Consider the following 25,308-nt stretch of genomic DNA (forward strand, 5'->3'; position numbering starts at 1 on the left):
ACGTCATATAATATTGAATTAAATATAAAAATAACTAATAGGAGGTAAACAATGTCTTTTCAACTAGGATCATCGCTGCTTGATGCTTGTGTTTTAGCAATACTTACAAAAGAAGATACTTATGGATATATCTTAACTCAAAACGTTCGAGAAATAATGAATATATCAGAATCCACATTATATCCAGTGCTTAGAAGATTGCAAAAAGATGAGTATGTTATAACATATGACCAACCTTTTCAAGGTCGAAATAGAAGATATTATCAAATTACAGATTTAGGAATAAAAAAATATAAAGAATATATTTTAGAATGGAGTGACTACAAAATTAATGTAGATAAAATTTTATTAGGAGGAGTAATAAATGAATAAAACTGAGTTTATTAAAGAATTAAAAATAAAATTGAAAAATTTTCCAAGTGAAGAATTAAATGATGCACTAAGCTATTATAATGAATATTTTGAAGACGCACAAATAGATGATACTGTTGATGTAGAAAAAGAACTAGGATCGCCTTCAATGGTAGCTTCTCAAATTTTATCAGACTATGCAGTCAAAGACATAAAAATAAAAGATAAGCCTAGCAAAAATAGAATTTCATCAATTTGGTTTATAATACTGGCTATATTTGCAGCACCAATAGCACTTCCCCTATCATTTGCTATGGTTATACTTGTAGGAACTTTAGTATTTACAATAGGTTCTATAGTATTTTCTTTTGGTTTATGTTCGGTAAGTATATTATTTTCAGGTATTTTGGTGTTTGGAACAGGGCTTTTATCTATAATAAGTAATTTTTCAAGTGCTCTTTTATTTATGGGTGTAGGTTTATTACTATCTGGAATAGGATTGTTGGCATTTGCAGGAACTTTTAAGTTTGGAAACGTGGTATTAAAGTCGATACTTAATTTAAGCAATAATTTATTAAAAAAAATAAACAAAAATAAAAGATAAGGAGAAACTATAAATGAAATCTTTAAAATTAATAGTAAAAATAGGTTTAGTTCTAGTTATATGTGGAATAATACTTTCTGCTTTTGGGTTTTTTATGGGTGGAAAATTTGACAATATAAGTAACGATCTAGTATCTCTTAATTCTAAAAATAATAAAAATATATCACAAACCAAACAATTAGGCAGTTTCGATAAAGTAGATATAGACGTTGATTTAGATTATATTGAAATAGTAAAATCTAATGAAAATAAATTAGAATTAAATTACAACGAAAAAATAAGTAAAGTAGAATATGAAATAAAAGACAATAATTTAGTAATAACTCAACCTAAAAATAACAATATGGGAGTTCACTTTAATATAGATGGATTTAATAATCAAAATTTAAATTACCTAAAATTATATGTAAATGACACTGCTAAACTTAAAGATTTAAAAATAAATGCACAAGACTTAGATGTCAAAATAAATTCTATTAATAGTGAAAATACAAATATACAGTCTTTTTCTGGAAATATTTCTATTGATAATTTAAATTCTAATAATATGGATATTGCTATGAATAATGGAGATTTAAAACTTAATAATTCAACAGTTTCTAATAATTTCACTTTTAAAAATGACCATGGAGACATAAGTATATCAAACTCTAATTTCAATAATTTTATATCTAATTTAGGAGATGGTGATTTTAAAGTTTTAAACAGTAATTCTAAAAAAGCAGAAATTAAAAACAGTCATGGAAGTATAAATTCAACAGGGTTTTTAAGCAATGAACTTAATGTAGATAGTGCTGATGGAGATATAAATATAGACGGTTCTCTTTTAGGAATTACTACATTAAACAACAAACATGGAGATATTCATATAAATTCTAATGAAAGTGAGAGTTTATATAATTACAATATTATTAGTAAATTCGGAGATGTTAATATCGGAAATAATAGCGTTGGAAATTCTGTTGTAAAAGAAACCAATTCTAAAAACACTTTAAACATAACTTCTAATGATGGAGATGTTAATGTTAAATTTGCAAAATAAATTTTAAAACTTTCTATTTACATTCTATATTTATATGTGTATAATAACGTTTAACAATACAAATTTCACAAATATTCTTAATAAGGAGATTTTTAATATGATAACTAACATTAACTTAACTAATACTTTAAAATTAAATATATATTATTATTTTAGCTATTTTAGTTAGGTTTGTGTTTATGATAAAATTTTTAATCATAGATACAGACCCTGAAGGTTTGTATCTATGATGGCTAAGATTAATTTGTTATGTAAGCCACATAGATAAATACTATGTGGCTTTTTTATATCCTAGGATTATAAGAGTCACATAGTGTATACTATGTGGCTTTTTTGTATAAAAAAAAAGAAAGAGGTATCATTATGAAAAAAAATCTAGACATTATTATTATTGGTTTCGCATTATTTTCAGTGTTCTTTGGTGCAGGAAATTTAATATTTCCTCCATACATAGGAGCAACATCTGGTAGCGGTTGGTTAATAAGCTTTTTAGGATTCGCTATCGCAGATATCGGTATGATTCTTTTATCTATTAACGCTGTTGCAAAGGCTGGTTCTTACCAAGAAGTTGTAGGAAGAGCTGGTAAAAAATTCGGACTTACTTTAGAAGTTATTATGATGCTTTGTTTGGGCCCAATTCTTGTTATTCCAAGAACTAGTGCAACAACTTTTGAAATGAGTATTAATCCATTGTTTCCTTCAGTAAACCCTGTTATATTCTCTATTTTATTCTTTGGTTTAACTCTTATTTTAACTATAAGACCAACTAAAGTCATGGATATTATTGGTAAATTTTTAACTCCAGTGCTTTTAATTGCATTATTTGTATTAATAGGCAAAGGAATACTTTCTCCAATAGGCGAATTGATTCCAGTTACTGATTCACAGAGCTTATTCTCAACTGGACTTACTCAAGGATACCAAACTATGGATGCCCTTGGATCAGGTGGAGTTACTGCACTTATTATGACTTCGTTCTTAGCTAAAGGCTACAAAAATAAAAAAGAAGTTGCAAGCCTTACAGTAAAAGCATCTCTAGTTGCAGGTATTGGTCTTGTGTTAGTATACGGTGGTCTTGCATACTTAGGAGCTACTGTTTCTACTATTTACGATGCTAATGTCTCTCAAACTGCACTATTAGTTAATATAACTAAGCAATTATTGGGTCATACAGGATCAGTTTTATTAAGTATAATTGTTGCTTTTGCTTGTCTTACTACAGCTGTGGGTTTAACTTCAATTACTGCTAAGTACTTTGAAGATGTTACTAACAAAAAAATTAAATACCAACATTTAGTTATACTAATTTGTGTATTTAGTTCTATCGTTTCTAATTTAGGAGTTGATAAAATAATTTCTATAGCAGCTCCTATATTAACAGTTTTATACCCTGTATGTATTGTTTTAGTTTTGATGGCATCTTTCAAAAATATATTTACTAAAAATTCTACTTACAAGGGTGCTGCTTATGCTACTTTAGTAATAAGCATACTTACTGTTATTGATAGCTTAGGTGTTAATATAAGTTTAATACACACTCTTCCTTTTGATAGCTTAGGATTCAACTGGATAGTACCAGCTATATTAGGAGGTATTATAGGTACACTTATTTTTTAAAAAAATTCTTTAGTTTTAAATAAAAAAGTTCAATAAAATTTCTAATAAAAATAGTGTAGATAAATTTATTAATTCTAATTTATCTACACTATTTTTTAATATTAAGTTAAAGCTTTTTTTATACACTGTATAACAATTTTTTTTTCATATTCATCGTCCCAGCTAAGTTCTGGATATAACACAAATCTTGGCACCAAATAACCAAATAAATTAGTTATTATGATACGAAAAATAGTGCTAGAAGGGATATCTATTATTTCTCCTTTTTGCTTAAACAGATTAATTGTTTTTTCAAAGCTAGGATAAACATTTTCTAAAAATAAAGATTTAATATCCTCTCTAACGTCTTCTTGAGCTGTAATCTCTTGTATTAAAACCTTTATAAGAGGGGTTTCTTGTTTTGCAAATTCAATTCGATCTTCTATAATACAATTTAAAAATGTATCAAAATTTATATAATCTTTAGCTATTACTTCTTCTACAAAACTTTTAGCTATAATATCTCCAATAAACCTCATATAAGAAGGACGCACAATAGCATTTAGTAAGTCTTTTTTGGTTTTGTATTGACGAAATATAGTTCCTTCTGCAACCCCTGCCCTTTTCGCTATTTCTGCTGTTGATACTTTTTCATATCCTTTTTCACTAATGAGCTCTACTGCTGCAATCAAAATATTTTGTTGCTTTAAAGTAAGTTTTTGCTCATTATTGCTATCTTCTATAATATATTTCATCCATTCTTTCAATTTAATTCCTCACCTTACCATATTCTATGTTTCTTAAGTGCTAGTATGTTTAAAATAGCAAATACTACTGTGAATGTCAACAATATGCCCAGACTTGGCAGTATATCCATAAATGATGCTCCACATATCATAACATCGTTAAGTGCTTTAGATGCATAAGTTAGTGGCATAAATTTTGATATCCATTGTAGAGGTTCTACCATTGTTCTTACTGAAAACAATCCACATAAAAATACTTGTGGTAATATAACTAGTGGTATAAATTGTATCATTTGTAATTCATTATTTGCATAAGATGATAAAAACATTCCAAGGCTAAGTGCGCATAATGCAATTATCACAGTAATTAATAAAATCAAACCTATCTCACCAGCACTATATATATCTAGCACCCAAATACTGTATGCAGATATTATCGTTGATTGGAAAATAGTGAAAATCCCAAAACCTATCAAATATCCTAGTACTATTTCATATCTTTTTATAGGAGTTGCTAAAAGCCTTTCTAAAGTTCCAGTTGTACGCTCACGTAAAAAACTTACGCCTGAAATTAAAAATACAAAGAAAAATATGAAAAGCCCTATTAACACAGGTCCTATATAATCTATAGTTTCCATATCATCACTGCCATAGTAATTATCTATGTTTAATTTTGGTGCATTAGCTTGATTTGGCATTTTTTTACTTATAGCACCTTTTATAACATTTAAAACCTTCATATTCATTGAACTGTCTGATCCATTAACAATAACATTTATATCATTATTATCATTTTGTATATAAGCATCTAATTCTTGATTTTTAAATTTGGTTTTAGCTTCTTCTTTAGTGATTATAAATATATTTTCTTCTTTTTGTAGTGAACTTAAAGTTTTTTGTATGTTTTCATTTTCAACCCCTATATCTAGTTTTGCATCTTGTTCACTAAATACATAATTCATAAGAGTTAAAATAAGTATAGGAGCCAAAATAAGTAATGCTAGAGTTCTTTTATCTCTAAAAAACTGTCTTATGATTCTAGTTATAATTGCATTAATTCTCATCTTTATCTCCTCCTAATTTTAAAAACACTTCTTCTAAGTCATTACAATTGTATTCTTTTATTAAATCATTTGGCTTTCCAAGTGATATGCAATTCCCATCTCTTAACATAGCCACTCTATCACATTTCATAGCTTCATCCATAACATGAGTTGTTATTATTATGCTTACTCCAGAATTTCTAAGATTTTCCAATTCTAACCATATTTGTTTTCTAAGTACTGGGTCCATCCCTACTGTTGGCTCATCTAATACTAATATCTTAGGAGAATTTACTAATGATATAGCTAAAGATAATCTACGTTTCATACCTCCTGAAAATGTACTTACAATTTTTTTTGCATGTTCATTTAGATTTACTACTTCAAGCGCTTCGTTTATCTTTTTGATGCATTCTTTTTTAGGGATTTTATATAACTGGCAATAAAATTTCATATTTTCTTCACAAGTCAAATCTGTATATAAAGCGTCTGCCTGAGCTGTATACCCTATACTCTCTATTGTTTTTAAATCAGGAACTTTATTCCCCATTATTTCTATTTTTCCACTATTTGGATATTCCATTCCCATAAGAAGTCTAATTAATGTAGTTTTACCTGATCCTGAAGGTCCTAGCAGTCCAAATATCTCTCCTTTTATAACGTCAAAAGATATATTATTTAATATCTTTTGTTTTTTATAAGATTTACATATATTTTCAATGTGGATACAATTTTCTGTAGACATGTTTTCATCTCCTTTTAATATTAGTGAGTGATTACTCACTTTAATTTTATTACCATTAATTATACTTGTCAATAAAAATAAAATGAACATCTTATGTTCTTTATTAATACTATGTAATGCGCTGATTTTAGGAAGTATAATTTATTTGGTCTTGTACCTTATCATAAACAAGAATTTTCAAATAAAAATTTCATTAAAAATAAGGTGTCGTAATTTACGACACCTTACTATATGTTTATATACACTATATTTCTTCTTTTACTATGTTTACATCTACACCATAACCTACTTCTTCATATACTTTCCCTGTATATAAAGTTTCTTTAGTTTTTTCATCTATTACATGTACATACTGTGTAGATACTCGAGGTGAATTAATTTTATCATCATCTGAAAATCCTCGAGTAATCAAATAAATTTTATTATTAGCTACTTTTACTTTCGCTACATTATTTATAAAAGATGACTGCTCATTTTTTAATGTATCATTAGATAATATCTTTTTAGTGTCTAAATCCATAGTTAACTTATATATATCTGTACCTTCTTTTTTGTCATGATCATAACTCATAAAGCTAACTTTATTACCATCTATACAATAATCGTCTAAGGAACTTTGATTTTTAATAGATGTTGGTATTTCTGTGATATTAATTTTGTTTGTCTTTAAATCATATTCTACTAAATCATATTTTGTTTCGTATTTTTTATTTTCAAGTTCATTATATCTATTCATTGTCATATATACTTTATCTTTATGTGAGAAAGCTATATTTCCTCTAGATGCTAGTTTTTCTTTATTACTCATTTTTTGACTAAAAACTTGCTCACTGCTTTCATTTTCTAAGTTAAGTTTATATACATTAATTAAACATTCTTTACTAGCAGATATTTGCTCTTCTTCTTTACTAAAATAATTTGGCTGCATATCTATACTAACTACTAAATATAAATTTCCTTGATATTTTATAGCTACTGAATTATAAGATGTATCACTATCACCTTTGATAGGAGCTTTTATAGGTATTTTATAAGATGTTATTTTATCAGTTTGTAAATTTTTATCTTTTACATATGCCATATATTGATGTTGTACTACACTTGAATAATCATCATAATTCTCATTTAGGAATCCATATCCTTTGCTTTTATCATCTTCATATGTTGGTTGTTGATAATTTACATTTTTTAATAAATCTCTGTTTTTTATATTTTCAGTTGTTGAAGGAAGCGAAGGTGGAAGTTCTTTTGCATAATTATCTATCTCTAAATTATCTTTTGATATTTTTACTAATTTAGTTTTATACATACCTTCAGGTTCTTGATATACTATATTCATACCTTCTAGAGCTTGTCTATTTCCTTTTATATCAACAATTTTTTGATTACTTTTATTGCTTATTCCTAAATATATAGAAGTAGTAGCTATCAACCCTATAGTTAATACTAATACTGTTTTTGATAATCTTTTATTCATCAACGTTCCCCCCTTTTACAAATGTATTTTCTTATTTATAAGATAATAAGATAATGTTGTTGATATTGTAAATAATGCTATATAGTAAATGCTATGTAAAACTAATATTTTATCGCTATAACCTGCATATCGAATTAGAAATACATAAATTAATATAGAAGCTAGCGTGTATATTATTGCAAGTATCATTCCTTTTATTTTAAAAGATCTTTGTATCATTACTGCTGTAAATATAACTAGCACTGCTAATATGACACCAATTACATCTACCATTATAAAGTCTAATAAATACGGCTGTATTAAATGTCTTGGTCGTAAATGTAATATTATATATTTAATTTGATACATATCTATATTACATAGCATTTTTATTATATTTGCTTCAATAATCCACGATAATATCTGTGTCATAATCACTCCATATATCATAACTACTATAGTTATAGCTTTTGATATGTATATTGCAAATTTGTTATTTGGTAGCATAAATAATGTGTATGCAGTTTTATTTTTACCTACAAAATCTCTATACCAAATCACAATACAATATATTAAACAAAACATAACTGCTATACCTAGTATAATTGTAGTAAATAAATATATATCGCCAATTCCACCTTCCCATAATCCATTTTTTACTAATGATGATTTTAATAATTCCATACTCGCTTTTGCTTTTGCTTTTGATGCTGCAATGTTTACTTGCCTATGTAATTGTTTTGCTACAATACCTATATTTCCAACTAATAACAGACCTAATAGTGTAAAATATAATTTGTATATTCTTTTAAATTCTATGTTATATAAAGTTAATATTTTATTCACCCCTATATACCTCCCTCATCTTATCAATTATAGACTTACCTTCATTTTCACGAGTTTCTTCAGCATTAAACTCAAATGCTATTTTCCCGTTGTCTATAACAATTACATCATCTACTATCATTTCTATTTCTGCTATTTCATGAGTAGTTATAACTATACTTTGCTCATCATTCATATATTTTGCCATAACCCCTATAAATTCTTCTCTTTTAAATATGTCAATTCCTGAGAATGGCTCATCTAATAATGTATATTTTGCATTTTGCGCAAAACCTAATATTATCTTAACCCTAGCTTTGTTTCCCTTAGATAAACTAGATATAAGTCTATCATCACTTAAATTAAATATTTCAAGCATTTCATAGGCTTTTTCATCATCCCAATTTACATAAAATTCTTTCATAAATTCAAAGCTTTCTTTTATAGTAAGCTGTGGAAAATAGCTATCTATATCAGGAACAAATGCTAGTTTATTATAAGTTTTAGAACTTAATTTTTCATTGTCTATAAGTATTTCGCCCTTATCAACTCTTATAAGACCAGCTATAGCTTTTAATGTAGTTGACTTTCCAACTCCGTTTATTCCTAGTATGCAAGTTATTTTGCCTTCTTTTATATTAAAAGATATATCATCAAGAGCTTTAATCTTTTTATATTTTTTCACCACATTTTTTACTTCTATCACACTTTCATCCCCCTAATATCTATCATTTATTATTTGTACAAGTTCTTCTTTTTCAACATTTATAGCTTTCATATTTTCTATAAAGTCTTTTAAAGATTCATCTATAAGATCATGTCTTACTTTTTTTATTATTTTTTCATCAGATGTTATAGTGCTTTGATAGCTCCTAGCTGTATTTATAATCCCCATATCTTCCATCTCCTTATATGCCTTTTGTACTGTATTTGGATTTACTTTTATTTTTACTGCCATTTCTCTTCTAGAGGGAATAACATCCCCTGGGTTTAAATTACCTATTACTATTTGTTGTTTTACATATTTTACTATTTGAAGATATACTGGTTCTTTTTCGTTTGCTGTAAAGTTCATTTAACCACCTCCGTATCACCGTATTATATCAGTAGTACACCTTATATCTGTATTATATACATAGTACGGTTGTAAATCAAGTATATTTTTAAATTTTGTTTATTTAAACTATAAATAGGCAGACTAAAGTCTACCTACTTACATATTTTAATATAGTTATATGCTTTTATTTAACATTTAGCTTTTTAAGAAAAATCATTCCAATTCCTCCTATAAAGCATACAATTGTAACTATCATCCATCCTACAAAAATACCACTTGAATCAATAATTTTACCCATTATCATAGGTCCCAGCGCATATCCAGCTCCCGATATCATAGGAATTATAGCACTAATTCTTCCTCTGTGTGAAGGAGGTGTATTGTTTGCTATAAAAGCAGAACTGTTTATTGCAATTAAAATTTCTCCAATTGTAAGTGAAAATACCGCTATAAAAAACATAGGCATTATATTTGAAAAACCTAAAACTAAAAAGCACATTCCATATAACATCCCACCTAGCGACATTATATTCAAAGCATTATATTTTTTAGTTTTATGAGTTAAAAGTGGAGTAGACACAATAACTATAAGTGCATTAAATGCTCCTAGATATCCATAAAACTTAGCTCCATCTCCTCCAAACAGCTCTCCCATTTGAAGAGGAAGAGAAAATCCCCACTGTGAATATGAAAATTGATATAAAAGCATCATTATTGGAAATAAAATAAGAATAGGTCTTTTAAACAGTACTTTTATAGTTGAATTTTCTCTATATTCATCTATAACATTATCTTTATCATATTCATTTTTATTATCTTCGTCTATAACCTTATTTTGTTTGGGCTCCTTTACATATACAATAAATAACACTAAAGCTATTATTGTTGTTATTGCATCCCCTATAAATATTAAAGGCAAATAGTTTTTGTATAAAAATCCACCTAATATAGGTCCTATTGAAAAACCTATATTTACACCTAAATATAACAATGAATAAGCTTCTTTTCTATTTCCTTCATGCGTTAAATCTGCATTTAATGCATCATAAGCAGGCGATGATATTGCATAAAAACACGATGATAGTATCAATATTTTAGCTGTTGTAACCGTAGTTGGTATTATTCCACAAATTATAAGCATCATCGCTCCTAATACTTGAAATATTATTATAACTTTTCTACGCCCAATACTATCACTTAGCTTTCCACCTAATATCATACACGGGACTTGGCAAACTGCTAATATAGTAACAAATTGACCCGCCTCATAAGCTGACATACCTATCCTTTGAGTTAATATTAAAGACATCAACGGATGTACAAACGCACCTATGCAATTAACTATTTTACCTATAAATAATATATATATTTCTTTAGGCAATCCTTTATATGGACTTAGTAAGTTTTTCATTTATTCACCTCTTCCCCTTTTTTTACATTTTATACCTATATTTAATTATAACATTTAATAATTTCGTTTATCATTAAATTTTCAAAATATTCTTTTATTTTCGCTATAAAAAAATAGATGATCAATTTTAATCATCTATTTTTTATTAAAGTTATTAATTATTTAGTATTATATTTATAATATTAATAATTTTACAGGCTATATTTGCATCTTCTTTACTTAGAATATTCATGTATAATCTTAGTTTAGCCCACTTCTCATCAATACTTATTTTTTCATTGTTAATTTTCTCAATACTATTTAATAAATCTAAAACTTCTTGTATTTTTTCTTTTGAAAGTGTGTTATTATTTTTTATTTCATTTTTAGTACTATTAAACATTATTTTTAAATTAATACTACTAATACTCCTAGATTCATTATAGTCATCTATAAATTTATCTCTATGTAGCTTTAATTTATCCATTATATTTTCAAGGTCTTTTTTACTATAGTTCCAAACCCTATCACTGTCACTTCCTATATCTTTTATGCTTCCTTTATATTTATCAAATAGTTCTTCCACTGCTATTACTATCTCTAAGTAATTATTAATCTTTAATACATCTTCACATCTCTTTATATCTTTGTCTAACAATATTAATAAATCGCTCAAATTTTATCCTTCTTTCTAAAACACATTCACTCTAAATTTTAATCAAGTTTATTTATTGTACCAACTATATATTACATCTATACTTTCATTAGAAGGATAAAAGTTTTTATCTTTTCCTTTTTGTCCTACTGCAAAAACTGAAAATCCCTTTAAATAATCCTTATCTTCAAATATTTGCTTATAGGCTTTAAAACATCTACTTTGCTCTTTGGCATTTTCAACATTTGATACTGCTGCATCCCAAGGATGTTTTGCAGCATAGTCTCTTCTTGGGAATCCTAATTCTCCAAAGAATATTTCCTTATTATGCTTTTTATGGAAATTATATATTTCTTTGACTACATTTTGTTTTCGATTATGGATAGTAGTTGAATTTAGGCAGCTAACTAATTCTTCTACTGTGTTTTCTGCCTTGTCACTTAGTTCAAAATAAGATGCTATTGATATAAAGTCTACTTTTGAAAATAGCTTATTATTTAATTTTTTATTATATCTATCTATACTTTTTTTATCCCACGAAGCCGTATACCACCATGAAGTTTTGTAAGTTACTAATCCATCAAATTTTTCTTTTACAAAGTCAATAATATCACACCAATTGTCTTCGTATTTTTCTAAGTTTTGCAAGTTAGAACCCGTAATAATAATATCAACATCATGCTTGTTTGCTACATCATCAATAAGAGTATTTAATACTATCTTCCAATCTTTAAAAAACTTTTCTTTGTCTAATGGATTGTACTCTGTTTCATAGCTACGTCCATTATTTATCCATGGATAAGCTTCTAAAATTACCTTTATATCTTTCTTTTTTAATATTTTTATAAGTTTTATAGCTTTTTGTTTACTATAATCATCTATTTTCATATCATTGGATTTAATATTAGGTATTTGTATAACTACCGGCACATTTACAGTATTAACCCCTAAATCTTTTATATCCTCTAAAGCCTGTTTTATCTCATAGTCAGTTGATAAATTAACAGATTTTATTTTATCTATTTCTACTTTGTTTTTTTTAGAAAAACCAATTCCAATTGCTAAAATAGAGATTGTAAGTATAATAAATAATATTTTTTTTTTCATATTTCCCCTTAATTTATTTTCTATATTTTAATACTAATAAAACTAAAGAAGTTATAACTGTAGCTAATAAAAATACTGCTACTAAAACAAACATTTTAGTTTGTTTACTTATCTTTTTTTCTTCTTTAAGCTCTTCTTTTGTTGTTTGTTCTTTAGCATTATAATTTAAATCCTTAACATATCCGTCTCTTCCAATTACAATAGTATCCCCTTTAAGTGACTTTGTAAGACTTAAATCACTTAAATATTTAGCGCTTAAACTCAAATCAGCTATATCTGTAGAAGCTATAACCATAGCACTTTTATCTTTTGAATAAGGCGAGTCTATTAGTTGTATAGAAGCTACCTCTGATGAAAATTCTCCAACAAACTTTATTTTATCATTTCCTTCAAATCCATTGTAATTTTTATTGAATTTTAAATTCAAATCTTTATTTATATCCTTAATAATACTATTGTTACTTGGAGTTCCTACTATTATTAAGTTATCCTTTTTGTAATTACCCCTAAATTCACTTTCTTTGACTACGTTTAAGTTACCATCATTAAATTTAACATCATGTCCTATATATGAAATACTATTTGCAATATATGTTAATTCTCTAGATGCCAAATTATTTGGTACAACCACGGTTAAATCATTAAATTTATCATTTTCTACAAATGGATATGGGTAGTTATTAAAACTTAAATCATCATTATCTTCATAATCAAATTCTAAGAAAGATTCATTTGAAATATAAGCCCATGGATTATCTGTGTCTCTAGTTACACAAGCTACATCTAAAAGTTCTAAGTTAAACACAACTTTTACTTGATAATAACTTTTTCCTACAACTTCATTAGGTAAGCTTAGTTCTATAGTATCATTATCACTTTTTTCCTTAACAAGTCTTTTACTTCCTATAGGCACATCATTTATATATACAGTAGCTAATGATCTCTCAAAATCTAAATTTTGAGCATATCTAATATTTAACTTTACTTTAGATCCACTTTTAACCACTTTGTTTTTAGGAGTATTTATATCCATTACAACTTCTTGAGAAAAAGGTCCTTTTAACATTATATTTTCATAGCCTAAATCTTTTAAATATATTCTATCAGTATTTTCTTTATCATTCAAATCATTTATATCAGTATTTTTATCTATAGTTATACTGTCTTTGTTTAAATTATTTATTAAGTCATTACTACTTAAAAGCTTACTAGCCTTTTTCAGTATATCACTATTGTTAGACACTATAATTGTCATTTTTTTGTTTTTGTCAAAAGGTGAGCTTACCATTTTAATAATACCTTTTTCATCTAAATTGCTTTTTTCACTATTTGTAAGCAAGTTTAAAATTGCTTTAGGTGTGTTATTGTTTTCACCTATAAATATAATATTATCGTTTTTATTTTTAAAATCTGAGTAAAGTTTAAAGTCAAAATTAAAATTATCATATTTTATTTTCTTTCCAAAATCAGCAGCTAAAATCATACCACTGCTCAGTTCACCACTTGAATAATTGTCTGGCAATAAAATTGTACTATTTAGTCTATCTCCATTGTCAGTATTATTATATGAATTTTGATATTCACTTAATATATTTTCAGAATCCCTATATTCATATTCTATATTTATATTAGATTCTTTATGAATTACTAACCAGTTCGCAGTATTTGCATCATCTCTACATACTTTATCTGATATAGTCTTATATGCCTTTATCTGTATTTCATTACTTCCTTTTTTTAATAAATCTTTTGGTATTTCTATACTTATATTTTTCTTATATTCTTTTTTTCCATCTAATCTTTCTGAGTGTATTGGTTTTTCATTTATAAACACTGTTATTGTAGAATAATCAATATCTAAAAGTTCACTTTTAGTAAAAACTAAATTTAATTTTGCATTTTTTAAATTCCAGTTTTTTGATACCTCAAAAAATTTACTATTTCCACTTATTACACCATTCATATTTACATCATTTTCAAATTTATAAGTCTTTACATTGCTAGCATTGTTGTCTGCAAAACCTATGCTCACATTTGAAAAAGTAATCATTATAGTCATTATAATAGCTATTAATCTCATCTCGTCAACTCCCTAAAATCGTTCTGTTTTGTACCATTTTGCTTCTCTTTTGTTTATAGCATCTGAAAAATATCCAAACATACCTTTTATAGCAACGAATAACCACAATTGTGAATAAGTAAAGTACATCAACGCAACAAGGAAAATATTTTGTAAGTCACCTTCACCTTTTTCCATGCTAAGCGTTATACTTACTTGTAGTACAAATAATATATATGACAGTATCCATATAATTCCAAAGTTAAACGGAATATTTATTTCTACCATATTAGATATACCTAAAATAAAAAGTATGTCTGAAACTACAACTGATGTTAAAAACAAAAAATATACTGAGAAGAAATATAATATATCAAATAAAACTCTATTTTGTTTTCCTTTAAATATATTTTTTATATACTTAATTAATACATAAATATTACCTTTAACCCATCTAGTTCTTTGCTTTATCCATACGTTTACAGTTTCTGGTTCTTGTTCCCATGTTACAGACTGAGGTATATAAGTTATTCTTTGACCCATTTTATAAATCCTAAAACTTATTTCAGTATCTTCCGCTATTGCTTTTGTATCCCATCCTCCAAGACTTTCTATGGTAGTTCTTCTAAGTACAAAATTTGTTCCAGGAATTGTACACAATCCTAGTAACTGTCTTCTACCTGCTTGGGCTATCCATTGAAAACTAAGAGTTTCTATATTTATAAACTTCGTTAGTATATTTTTATGTTTATTTCTTGTTCTAAATTTCCCTATAACAGCTCCTAAGCTATCATCTTTTACAATAGTTTGTATTAAATATCTAAGAGCTGTTTTCTCTGGAGTGTTATCAGCATCATAAATTGCTATATAGTCACCTTTAGCAACTTGATAGCCTATATTTAATGCGTTGGATTTTCCTTTTCCACCCGTTATGTTATCTGTATTTATTATAGTAAAATTATATTGTCTGTATATATTTTTTATATTATTTAATATGTCTTTAGAATCATCTGATGAATTATCATTTATAACTATAAGCTCCATCTTATCAATTGGATAATCTAGCGATAGCAATGATTCTACGGTTTTTCCTATTACAATTCCTTCATTATGTGCTGGAACTAAAATTGACACAAAAGGATATTCTTGTAGTTTTTCATCTTTAAATTTGAGCCCTTTTAAATAATATACATATCCACTTATTGCCAAAATTATATTTATTAGCAATATAACCCATATAGAAACAAGTGAAAATAAAAATAAATAATCTACTAATCTCAAATTTTCCATATTTATCTCCTTGTAAACTTACGCTTGTTCATAATCCTAAATATTATAAATATTATTAAAAATAATACTAATATTGTTGATACAAATATTATTACTGTATTATTTATACTTTTCATATTATTTTTAAATTCAAGTTCTTGTTTGTTATTTGAAACAGATTTTGATTTATCGTAAGTATAATTAATTTTTCCATCTTTAGATTCAATACTTATATCATCAATCTTCACATAATTTTCTTTACTTTTTAAATCTAAGAAGTTGACATTATTATCTTTTAAATATTTTATACTTTCTTTTAAATATTTTATATCTAAGTAAGGATGATAGAAAAATCCGCCCCTATACCCTCTAACCATTTGCAGTTTTTCAAATTTTTCTTTTATTTCATCTACTGCAAACATATTTTTATCATCTATAAACCCTAAATTCTCAGGTATAAATGTTTCAAAAGTATCACTATTTTTTATAGTATATGGGAAAGTACTAGTAGCAAAATTATCATTATTATTTTGATATTGTCCTACATAAGTGGAAAAATATTTTTTAGCTTCTTTGTATCCATCAATATTCATAGCATAATGAGGTGCTTCAAATGCTAATGGATATATTCCATTTTCAACACAAAGTCTAAGTCCACTTAAAAACCTATTTTTTACATAAGTGTACATATCTTCTTTAACTGGTCTATCATTTTTAATATCCCAAAATTCATATCCCTCACCACTTACTTCTTTATGTCCGATTTGATGAGTATATCCATGTAATATAACACTTCCACCCTTTTTTTGCATATATTTTATAGTTTCTACAAAATCCGTATTATAATCTAATGTATTTATTTTTCCAGTTTTAGAATCCACATAAGTAGGAATTAAAGCTATCATAAAAGGAACATTCTCCTTATATAAATAATCTGCTATTTCTCTTAATTTCTTAGTATCTCTAAATGGATGTACATCTTCTATTCTTACAAAAATCTCACTCTTTTCGGTTTTTTTTCTTTCATAAAAATCATTTAAAGTATCATCAAATATATATGAATTTTGTAAATCCCATTTTGATATATAATATAGATTTTTCTCATTTAATATAAATGGATAAGTATTATATCCATCAGTCATACTAGATATTACATTTGTAGATGATGATGGATTTATTATATTATAAGAATTGACCCCATTTGCTGCTAATTCTTTATTTTTATAATTTAATTTTGTTATGTTATTATTTTTTGAATTATAGGTAATGCTATATTTATTAGAATAATTTAAAAAACTTTCTATCTGATCTTCAATCCAATAGATTTTGTTTTTAAAGTTAGTTAAATCTTTTAAAAAATTAGTGTTCTTTATATCATTTCTAATATTTATAACAAAAACATAATCAAATTTTTCTATATAACCCTTTTTATAATCATTTACAGATACTTTACTAACGTCTTTATTAAATACATATAAAAGCTGTTTTAAATGATTTACTTTATTTTCATTATAAGCAAAAGATTTTTCATTTTCGTAAATTATAAGAGTCTTTTTACCACTATTGCTATCAGCATATGAAACTGTATTAACAGTAAATAATATAAGCAATGTAAGTAATACAAAAATTCTTTTTTTATACGTCATATTGAAGTTCCTCTTGTGCTAATGCTTTAAATTCAATAGCTGAACTTATATCTTTTTTATATTGTAATATAGATACTTTATTATCTATATTCACATATTTCTTTTCTTCCATTAATTTTAAATTCAGATTGCTTATTCCCTCTTTTATTCTGTTTTTTACTATGTCCGCTCCGTTTATATCTGTATTTGGCATAATAATAGCTATAGTATCATTTTCTATAGTGTATCTTTCATCTTCATTTCTTGTACATTGTGAAATTACATTACTTATATCTTTTATTAATTTGCTTGTTTTATTTTCTCCAATTATCTTTTTAATTTCTTTGTAATAAGGTAATTTCACCAACATCAAAGTGCACGGAACTTTATGTCTTTTACTTTTACTCATTTCTCGATCTAAATCTCTATAAAATAATTTTATATTTCCTAGACCAGTTTGTTCATCTATTCTAACTAAGTTTTCATATTCCTGTTTTAAATTTATGTTAGTATTTTGTAATAATGTTATATTACTTGATAACTTTCCTGATGTAATAGCCACAATAGGTATACAAGCCATCCAAATATAACATATATAATTAATTTCTATATTCATAGCTAAGTTAATGTAGAAAATATAACTAGCATATAAAAATATAGTTATTGAACTTAAAATAAGCCCTACAACTTTTCCACCCGTGTAAGTTATCATTATTGTAAAAAATGTTATACAAAGCATAACAAAATTTAAAATATCCATATTACTATCTTTGTTAATAGTAAATATAGCTATAATTACAAATATTTCTAAAAATAAACCTAAGAAATAAAAGTCAATTTCCCTTAAAATATTTCTCATAATATCACATCTTTCTTTTTAATAATATCCTTAAATTTCTTTAATTAGTGTCTTTAAACTTTTTTATTATCTCGTCTACTATATACTTACTCTATAGCCCATTCCCATAAGGATTTGATGATATATTGCTAGTTATTTCTGCTAATATTTGATTAGATTTCATAATATCCAAATCATAATCAGGAGTTATATCAAATATTTTTAAAACTTGATCTAGCATTTATCTATGTTGAGCTGTTACACACACTATACTTTCTATGCCATCTCTACTATCTAATTCTTTAACTAATGGTGCCATTTTTATTACTTCCGGTCTTGTTCCAAATACTGTCATAACCTTGATTTTTCCCAATTTTTCCCCTCCTTTTTTGACTTATATATTTTAATAAATAACATCTATTGAGTATATACTATAGTATAGTATATATCCTTTGTAAAGAACATTAAAACAAGCTTAAGAAAAATTAAGATTACATAAAAATCCCAATAAAAAAAGATGATTGAAGTCAATCATCTTTTTTGTTAAACTTTGTATGTTTTTATTTGTTTTTTATCTCTTTGTTGTTTTTTTATATTTTCTAATACTTTTAAATTAACTACTATCTCATCCATAGAGGAACTACTTGAAAGTATCTCTTTCGTGTATTGTAGGGCGTCTTCGTAATGTCCATTTGAAAATCTGCACTCGCTCATTTAATTCACTCCTCTAGCTTTTTATTTATTTTTAGCAAGGCGGGAAACGTTTTTTAGATGATAGTCTTTCACCAACTATATCTGATATTTTTTTATTAGAATGAATCTCTTTTCCTATTTCCATCTTAGTGGTGTTCTCTTTTAACAATTTTTTCATATCTTTATTGTTGTCTAATTCTTCTTTTTTTGTTTTCATATTTTATCCTTTCTATATTTGCCATTATCTTTAAATTGCCCATATATTTTAGTTTTACTACTATATATTTTTTTATATTTTACATATATTTCTCAATATTTCTATTATTTATTATTAACATTTTAATTTTTAATTTATCATATCACTAACTTCACCTGTATATAGATTTACATAATACCAGCCTGTTGTAGCGGTGTGGCTTTCATCTTTATTTTTTACGATTTCATAAGCATGAACTATATAATAATTTTCATTTTTATTATCTATCTCTATAATCGGTGGTAAATATCCATTACTTTTATTTAAGTATTCTTTAACATTTTGTACAGCTTCTTCTTTTGTTATTAGCTTATCTTGTTTATCTTCAGAGAAAGTGTCTAACACAATTTCACTTTTATTTTTAGAAGTACCACCACCTGCTTCAATATATATATATCCTACTATAAAACACATAATAAATAATAGGGAAGTTCCTAGTATTATATTTTTAAATTTCATAAAAAGATTCCTCCATATTTTTGTCTATTAGTATCTTAGACATGAGTTTTTTTATTTATTCAATTTTTAAATCTTTTTTTATTTTTGTATGCAAAAAAGACCTCATCTTATATAAAATGAGGTCTTCTTTGTATTGTAACTTACGCTACTGTTATATCATCATTTGATTTATTGTCTTTCTTTAAGCCTGCTGCTAACATAGTTATAGCTGTATAAAGTACAACACCTGCTACTAACCATTTTAGCCAATATGTTGGTAAATTAGTTACAAATAATAATGCTAATATAGAACCTACTACTCCACCTACAGTTATTCCCATAGAGATTTCTCTTTCGTAAGCACCTTCTTTAACAAACTTTGTACTAGCTATTGGTCCAACAAATGCAGAAGCTCCCATCATTATAGGAAACGCTGCTTTTGGATTCATTCCAAGTAAAGCAACCATTGCCATACATGGTGCATATAATCCAATTCCTGCTGTCATTAATGCCCCTAATAAGAAGTTTCCTGCCATACCTAATATTAACTTAACTCCAGTAAGTGACGTTGCATCTCCACCTGTTGGCATTAATTCAAGTTGTCCAAGTACTATTAATATAGCTGTTCCAAATAAAGCTATCCCCATAGTTATTTGAACTTTCTTCTCTGGTAACTTAGATATTACTCCCGCACCTATCCATGAACCTAATACTGCTGATATTATCATACATATAAGCGTTTTCATGTCTACGCTTATTACTGTTAATGACATAAATGCTTGTACTATCATTGGTAGTGCATGTGCTACGTTTAGAGTCCCCGGTAATATTTTGTCTGGTATATTTATTTTATTGTTTAATTTTAATATTGCTGTAGTTGTTGCAAACGAACCAACTCCTATTGCATCTAAGAAATCTGTTATAAATCCTATAATTATTCCTGTCCCAAATATATTGTTTTTACTCTTGTCCCTGTTCTTCCTAAAATCGTTTGCATAAACAGTAGTAAAACCTGTTGTTATGATTGCTAATAATCCTAAAATTGCTTTTAACATTTTGTCCCCCTATGTTTTTTCTGTTTTATTTTTGTTTTTTTCCCGCAACAAAACAGATTATACTATAAAAAAGCATTTTTTACCACATATTATTATTTTTTTATGATTATAACTTAAGCTTTAATTTATATAAAAATAGCGTACAATAAGCACGCTATTTTTATATATTATCTAATTTCTTTATTTTTATATGATTTGCTAGAAATTGTAACAGATATCAATAGCATAATTATATTTAATATTACTATTATTACCGGCATCGAAACTGTATTTATAAAACGATATATTGTCTCCATTAATTGAGGTTCTTGTGATATATTTTCTAATAAAAATGATGGTATCATTATTACACACATATTTACTATTGTTATTAAAAATCTTCCTTTATTTACACCAAATTTTAGTACCATTGGTATTACTATACACGTAACCAATAACGCTGTACTTATTCCAGTTCCTAATAATACCTCTATTTTAATTTCATTTGTGTTGGCTTTACTAGATATAAAATATATTCCACAAGCAATAATTATAGATATACATAAAAACATAATTCCAGCAACATATCTGGACATTACATATTCATTTTTCTTTACTGGAAGTGATGCTATTAGGTTATCTATCTTATTTGCATCTTCATATGCCATTACTTGATATAATGTCATAAGTACCCCCATTCCAAATAACATATTTAGAAACAACGGATTATATATAGATACACATATCCATATAACCCATCCTATCCATGTTTGCTTAGATGTATATTTTAGATTTAACAAGCTCATTTTTGTAAGATTTATTATATTATTCATAATTTCTACCCCCTAGTATAATACATTAACAGATCTTCTAAATTAGGTTTATCATAAACAACTTCTTCCCCAAATATTTCATGAGAATTTTTTACATTATTTGTTAATCCATCAAATCCAAAAGAATTCTCATTGTAAGATATTAATGCTTTTTTAGTTTCATTATCTAATAAAGATTTATTTCCTCTTATAATGCTGTGATTTTCTAATATACTTTCTTTATCACCTTTAAGTATTATTTTCCCATCATATATAAATACTAAATAATCACATACTTTATCTAAATCTGAAGTTATATGAGTTGAGTAAAATACTGTTGCTTCTTCTTTTTCTATATGTTCTTGTAATATTTCTAAAAACTCATTTCTAACTAAAGGGTCTAAATTTGCAGTTGGCTCATCCATTATTATTAGTTTAGGATGATGTGAAAGTGCCATTATAAGTTCAAACTTCTTTTGCTGACCTTTAGAAAGTTCTTTGTATATTTTATTTTCATTTAATTTAAATTTTTGTAAGTATTTTTTATATAATTTTTCATCCCAATTTTTATAAAAAACAGAAATTCCTTTTTTTATATCTTTAAGTTTTACTTCATGTACATATCCTGGTGCATCACTTACATATCCAATAAGTTCTTTTATATTTATATCATCTATTTTATATTCTTTTCCAAATATGTTTATACTTCCACTATCTTTAAACAACATATTCATAATTAATTTTATAGTAGTTGTTTTTCCACTACCATTTGGTCCTATAAATCCACTTATAAATCCTTTTTTTATTTCTAAGTTGTCTATACTTAATTCAAAATCACCTAGTTTTTTATTTAAGTTTTTAATTTCTATAGCATTCATATTTTACCTCCCCTATAAGTCTTCATAAATACTTTTAAAAATCTCTATTCCTTCTTCTAAACTTACGCCTGCCGACTTTGCTTGTCTAATAATCTCCTCTAACTTACTTTCTATCTCATACATCGCCATTTCTTTTAGCCTTTCAGTATTTTTTACTGCTACAAAAGTACCTTTACCTACAACAGTCTGAATCAATCCTTCTTTTTCTAATTCTTCGTATGACCTCTTTGTTGTTATTATGCTTACTTTTAATTCTTTAGCTAAACTTCTTATTGAAGGTAGCCCTTCTCCAGATTTTAAATTTCCATTCAATATCTGAGATTTGATTTGATTTTGTATTTGTTCATACAAAGGTACTATTGATGAGTTACTTATGTTTATGTTCAATTTATCACCTCTATTTTTATATACTATGCATGTGTGTGTATATAGTGTGTATATATACTATATACACACTATAACATTTCATTTGCAATTAGTCTATTGTTTTAATAAATTTTTAATAAAAATTTATTAAAACAAAAAAAGAATACACATATTGTGTATTCCCTATATACAGATATATTTTTATTAAGCATAATAATTAGGTACTATTTGCAAATATAAGTATTTCCATCTACAGATTGAATTGCACTTAAATCATCTAAGTCTCCAACTACATATATAGTATATATTCTATTTGGCTTTAAGTTAACTTTAAATGGTAAAACCACGTCTCCATTACTAGTTAAAGCAATTTTAATTTTATACTGATCTGGTTTTACATCTACATAACTAGTGCCTTGTCTAAATTTAATATCTTTAAATAAAGTTTCTCCATCAACTAAAACATCTACTGCTGGTGCCTCTGGTGATAAATGTATCGCTCTAAATGTGCTATAATCGTCAGATGTTTCCTTTGATATATAATCCCCTATAACCAATAAAGATAAATCATCTATATTTCCTGTGGCAGCTATAGTAAACATATTTCCACCTTTTATCTCTAACATCTGACTTATAACTGGTTTTTCTTTACTATTGGTAGGGTATACATCTACTTTATACTCTCCTTTTTCTAAAGGCACATAGCTAGTGAAATCTTGGAATCTAATATTGCTAAATAAAAGACTATCATCGACATATATATCTACTCCTGGTGCATTTGGTGCTGCATGAAATATTCTTACAAAAGAACTGTCTTTTTCTATATTAAAACAATCCATTTTACTTACCCCCTGTTGTCTTATTTTTATATACGCTATATATAATATGCATAGATTGTATTGTTGGTTAATAATAAAAAAATAAAAGCCTAACTTATCAATAAGTTGTTGTGTACACACAAAACCTATGCTATCCTATTTAGATTAGTAAAATTTTATCTAAAGAAAGGAATTTTTATGACCAAAGACATGACTACTGGAAATCCAGTAAAACTAATCTTATACTTTTCTATCCCTTTATTAATAGGGAACATCTTTCAGCAATTTTACAGCATGGTCGATACTATAATAGTCGGAAGATTTCTTGGCGTAAACGCACTCGCAGCAGTTGGTTCTACTGGTTCTATGAACTTTTTAATAATCGGATTTATTTTAGGCTTATCTGCAGGCTTTTCTGTTTTAGTTTCTCAAAGGTTTGGTGCTAATGACGAAGAAGGATTGAAAAAGGCAGTAGCTAGTGCAACTATACTATCAATTATTATGTCAATTATAGTTACTGTAGTTAGTGTAGTAGCAGCAAGACCATTATTAACTCTAATGAATACCCCAGCTGATATTATAGATGATGCAGCCTCTTATATTGTAATAATTTTTGCTGGTGCATCTGCAACTTTTTTCTATAATATGATATCAGGTATACTGCGTGCGCTTGGAGACAGTAAAACTCCACTATATTTTTTAATAGTTTCGTCAATTTTAAATATAGTACTAGATTTAGTATTTATAGTAAACTTTAACATGGGTGTATCAGGTGCTGCTTATGCTACTGTAATTGCGCAAGGAGTATCGGGCTTGCTTTGTTTAATATATACTTCAAAGAAATTTCCTATTTTAAAACTTCAAAAAAGACATTTCAAATTTGAAGGTGAATACATTGGTCAACATTTAAAAATAGCAATTCCAATGGCACTTCAATTTTCAATAACTGCTATTGGTACAATAATACTTCAAAGCGCTGTAAATGGATTTGGCTCAACTGTTGTTGCTGCACATACTGCTGCCTCAAAGGTTGAACAACTTGTGATGCAACCTAGTATTACTTTCGGTGTTACTATGGCAACTTACTGTGCACAAAATCTTGGTGCAGGAAACATTGAACGTATCAGAGAAGGTGTAAAAAAATGCACTATGATTAATATAGTTATAGGCGTTGTCGCTGGATTTGTTCTTGTATGTTTTGGAAAATCATTTATTGGATTGTTTGTATCAAATGCTTATCCAAGAGTTATAGATTATTCAAAACAATATCTTACTATAGTAGCATTTTTCTTTATACCACTTAGTTTGATATTTATATATAGAAATGCACTTCAAGGAATGGGTTATACTTTTGTGCCTATGCTTGCTGGAGTTTGTGAGCTTTTAGCTAGAACTATAGTTGCTTTTACACTACCTTCTTTGATTGGTTATGCTGGTATCTGTTTAGCAGGTCCTGTGGCTTGAGTTGCTGCTTCAGTTCCATTAATGATTAATTATTTCAAAAAAATAAATAGTATGTTAGACTCATATGAAGATTGCCCTATTAGCAATCTAAGTTAATATAAAAAGAGTGTCTCAAAATGAATTTTTTCATTACTATAGACA

At 26.6% G+C, this 25,308-nt stretch carries 27 protein-coding genes and 1 pseudogene; 5 read left to right on the forward strand and 23 right to left on the reverse strand.

Going from position 1 to position 25,308, the window contains the following annotated elements; genetic code table 11:
• The first annotated feature begins 51 nt into the window (after positions 1-51).
• From QOZ84_RS01075 to brnQ, 4 genes are all read left to right on the forward strand, one after another.
• Complete coding sequence (locus QOZ84_RS01075) at positions 52-372, forward strand: PadR family transcriptional regulator (RefSeq protein WP_284131109.1); 321 nt, start codon at positions 52-54, stop codon at positions 370-372.
• A complete protein-coding gene (locus QOZ84_RS01080) occupies positions 365-955 on the forward strand; it encodes a DUF1700 domain-containing protein (protein WP_284131110.1) in 591 nt (196 codons plus the stop codon). The genes QOZ84_RS01075 and QOZ84_RS01080 overlap by 8 nt, the downstream gene beginning before the upstream one ends.
• Before the next feature lie 13 nt (positions 956-968).
• Entirely contained in the window at positions 969-1,997 is a 1,029-nt protein-coding gene (locus QOZ84_RS01085; protein WP_284131111.1) for a DUF4097 family beta strand repeat-containing protein, read from the forward strand.
• 363 nt (positions 1,998-2,360) lie between these two features.
• Positions 2,361-3,614, forward strand: coding sequence for a branched-chain amino acid transport system II carrier protein (gene brnQ / locus QOZ84_RS01090; RefSeq protein WP_284131112.1), 1,254 nt, complete (start codon positions 2,361-2,363; stop codon positions 3,612-3,614).
• Between the two features lie 101 nt (positions 3,615-3,715).
• On the opposite strand, the gene QOZ84_RS01095 is transcribed toward brnQ, so the two are convergent.
• The 23 genes and pseudogenes from QOZ84_RS01095 to QOZ84_RS01205 form a co-directional block, all read right to left on the reverse strand.
• A complete protein-coding gene (locus QOZ84_RS01095) occupies positions 3,716-4,360 on the reverse strand; it encodes a TetR/AcrR family transcriptional regulator (RefSeq protein ID WP_284131113.1) in 645 nt (214 codons plus the stop codon).
• A 14-nt stretch (positions 4,361-4,374) separates the two neighbouring features.
• Positions 4,375-5,403 (reverse strand): ABC transporter permease, encoded by a 1,029-nt coding sequence (locus QOZ84_RS01100; protein WP_284131114.1) that lies wholly within the window; start codon positions 5,401-5,403, stop codon positions 4,375-4,377.
• Positions 5,393-6,127 carry an ABC transporter ATP-binding protein gene (locus QOZ84_RS01105; protein ID WP_284131115.1) on the reverse strand — a complete coding sequence of 245 codons (735 nt, stop codon included), beginning with the start codon at positions 6,125-6,127 and terminating at the stop codon, positions 5,393-5,395. The genes QOZ84_RS01100 and QOZ84_RS01105 overlap by 11 nt, the downstream gene beginning before the upstream one ends.
• A gap of 244 nt (positions 6,128-6,371) precedes the next feature.
• Positions 6,372-7,604, reverse strand: coding sequence for a hypothetical protein (locus QOZ84_RS01110; RefSeq protein WP_284131116.1), 1,233 nt, complete (start codon positions 7,602-7,604; stop codon positions 6,372-6,374).
• Between the two features lie 15 nt (positions 7,605-7,619).
• A complete protein-coding gene (locus tag QOZ84_RS01115; RefSeq protein WP_284131117.1) occupies positions 7,620-8,429 on the reverse strand; it encodes a hypothetical protein in 810 nt (269 codons plus the stop codon).
• Entirely contained in the window at positions 8,422-9,114 is a 693-nt protein-coding gene (locus QOZ84_RS01120; RefSeq protein WP_284131118.1) for an ABC transporter ATP-binding protein, read from the reverse strand. Before QOZ84_RS01120 ends, QOZ84_RS01115 begins: the two co-directional genes overlap by 8 nt.
• A gap of 12 nt (positions 9,115-9,126) precedes the next feature.
• The gene (locus QOZ84_RS01125) at positions 9,127-9,483 is read right to left on the reverse strand and encodes a GntR family transcriptional regulator (protein WP_284131119.1); all 357 of its coding nucleotides are present in this window, start codon (positions 9,481-9,483) and stop codon (positions 9,127-9,129) included.
• Positions 9,484-9,649: 166 nt separating this feature from the next.
• Positions 9,650-10,876, reverse strand: a complete 1,227-nt coding sequence (locus tag QOZ84_RS01130; RefSeq protein WP_284131120.1) for an MDR family MFS transporter — start codon at positions 10,874-10,876, stop codon at positions 9,650-9,652.
• A gap of 154 nt (positions 10,877-11,030) precedes the next feature.
• Positions 11,031-11,531, reverse strand: a complete 501-nt coding sequence (locus QOZ84_RS01135) for a hypothetical protein (RefSeq protein ID WP_284131121.1) — start codon at positions 11,529-11,531, stop codon at positions 11,031-11,033.
• A gap of 48 nt (positions 11,532-11,579) precedes the next feature.
• Positions 11,580-12,617, reverse strand: coding sequence for a glycoside hydrolase family 113 (locus QOZ84_RS01140; protein WP_284131122.1), 1,038 nt, complete (start codon positions 12,615-12,617; stop codon positions 11,580-11,582).
• 13 nt (positions 12,618-12,630) lie between these two features.
• Positions 12,631-14,697 (reverse strand): cellulose biosynthesis cyclic di-GMP-binding regulatory protein BcsB, encoded by a 2,067-nt coding sequence (locus QOZ84_RS01145; RefSeq protein WP_284131123.1) that lies wholly within the window; start codon positions 14,695-14,697, stop codon positions 12,631-12,633.
• Between the two features lie 12 nt (positions 14,698-14,709).
• Positions 14,710-15,966, reverse strand: coding sequence for a glycosyltransferase family 2 protein (locus tag QOZ84_RS01150; RefSeq protein WP_284131124.1), 1,257 nt, complete (start codon positions 15,964-15,966; stop codon positions 14,710-14,712).
• 2 nt (positions 15,967-15,968) lie between these two features.
• The gene (locus QOZ84_RS01155; RefSeq protein WP_284131125.1) at positions 15,969-17,591 is read right to left on the reverse strand and encodes a polysaccharide deacetylase family protein; all 1,623 of its coding nucleotides are present in this window, start codon (positions 17,589-17,591) and stop codon (positions 15,969-15,971) included.
• A complete protein-coding gene (locus tag QOZ84_RS01160; protein WP_284131126.1) occupies positions 17,581-18,429 on the reverse strand; it encodes a GGDEF domain-containing protein in 849 nt (282 codons plus the stop codon). Before QOZ84_RS01160 ends, QOZ84_RS01155 begins: the two co-directional genes overlap by 11 nt.
• Positions 18,430-18,550: 121 nt before the next feature.
• Positions 18,551-18,781 (reverse strand): annotated as a pseudogene (locus QOZ84_RS16615) (UDP-N-acetylglucosamine 2-epimerase); the annotation flags it as partial.
• Between the two features lie 170 nt (positions 18,782-18,951).
• Positions 18,952-19,122 (reverse strand): hypothetical protein, encoded by a 171-nt coding sequence (locus QOZ84_RS01170; protein WP_284131127.1) that lies wholly within the window; start codon positions 19,120-19,122, stop codon positions 18,952-18,954.
• Between the two features lie 31 nt (positions 19,123-19,153).
• A complete protein-coding gene (locus QOZ84_RS01175) occupies positions 19,154-19,318 on the reverse strand; it encodes a hypothetical protein (RefSeq protein WP_284131128.1) in 165 nt (54 codons plus the stop codon).
• Between the two features lie 129 nt (positions 19,319-19,447).
• On the reverse strand, positions 19,448-19,816 hold the full coding sequence (locus tag QOZ84_RS01180) for a hypothetical protein (protein WP_284131129.1): 369 nt from the start codon (positions 19,814-19,816) through the stop codon (positions 19,448-19,450).
• Between the two features lie 140 nt (positions 19,817-19,956).
• Positions 19,957-20,850, reverse strand: coding sequence for a sulfite exporter TauE/SafE family protein (locus QOZ84_RS01185; protein ID WP_284131130.1), 894 nt, complete (start codon positions 20,848-20,850; stop codon positions 19,957-19,959).
• A gap of 167 nt (positions 20,851-21,017) precedes the next feature.
• Positions 21,018-21,662, reverse strand: a complete 645-nt coding sequence (locus QOZ84_RS01190) for an ABC-2 transporter permease (protein ID WP_284131131.1) — start codon at positions 21,660-21,662, stop codon at positions 21,018-21,020.
• 5 nt (positions 21,663-21,667) lie between these two features.
• A complete protein-coding gene (locus tag QOZ84_RS01195; RefSeq protein WP_284131132.1) occupies positions 21,668-22,519 on the reverse strand; it encodes an ABC transporter ATP-binding protein in 852 nt (283 codons plus the stop codon).
• 12 nt (positions 22,520-22,531) lie between these two features.
• Positions 22,532-22,906 (reverse strand): GntR family transcriptional regulator, encoded by a 375-nt coding sequence (locus QOZ84_RS01200; protein ID WP_284131133.1) that lies wholly within the window; start codon positions 22,904-22,906, stop codon positions 22,532-22,534.
• 203 nt (positions 22,907-23,109) lie between these two features.
• A complete protein-coding gene (locus QOZ84_RS01205) occupies positions 23,110-23,724 on the reverse strand; it encodes a DUF4397 domain-containing protein (protein WP_284131134.1) in 615 nt (204 codons plus the stop codon).
• A gap of 177 nt (positions 23,725-23,901) precedes the next feature.
• Between QOZ84_RS01205 and QOZ84_RS01210 the strand changes: the two genes are divergently transcribed.
• A complete protein-coding gene (locus tag QOZ84_RS01210) occupies positions 23,902-25,167 on the forward strand; it encodes an MATE family efflux transporter (RefSeq protein ID WP_284131135.1) in 1,266 nt (421 codons plus the stop codon).
• Positions 25,168-25,308: the final 141 nt, after the last annotated feature.

Source organism: Romboutsia sedimentorum (genome assembly GCF_030131845.1).
GTDB lineage: Bacteria > Bacillota > Clostridia > Peptostreptococcales > Peptostreptococcaceae > Romboutsia_D > Romboutsia_D sedimentorum.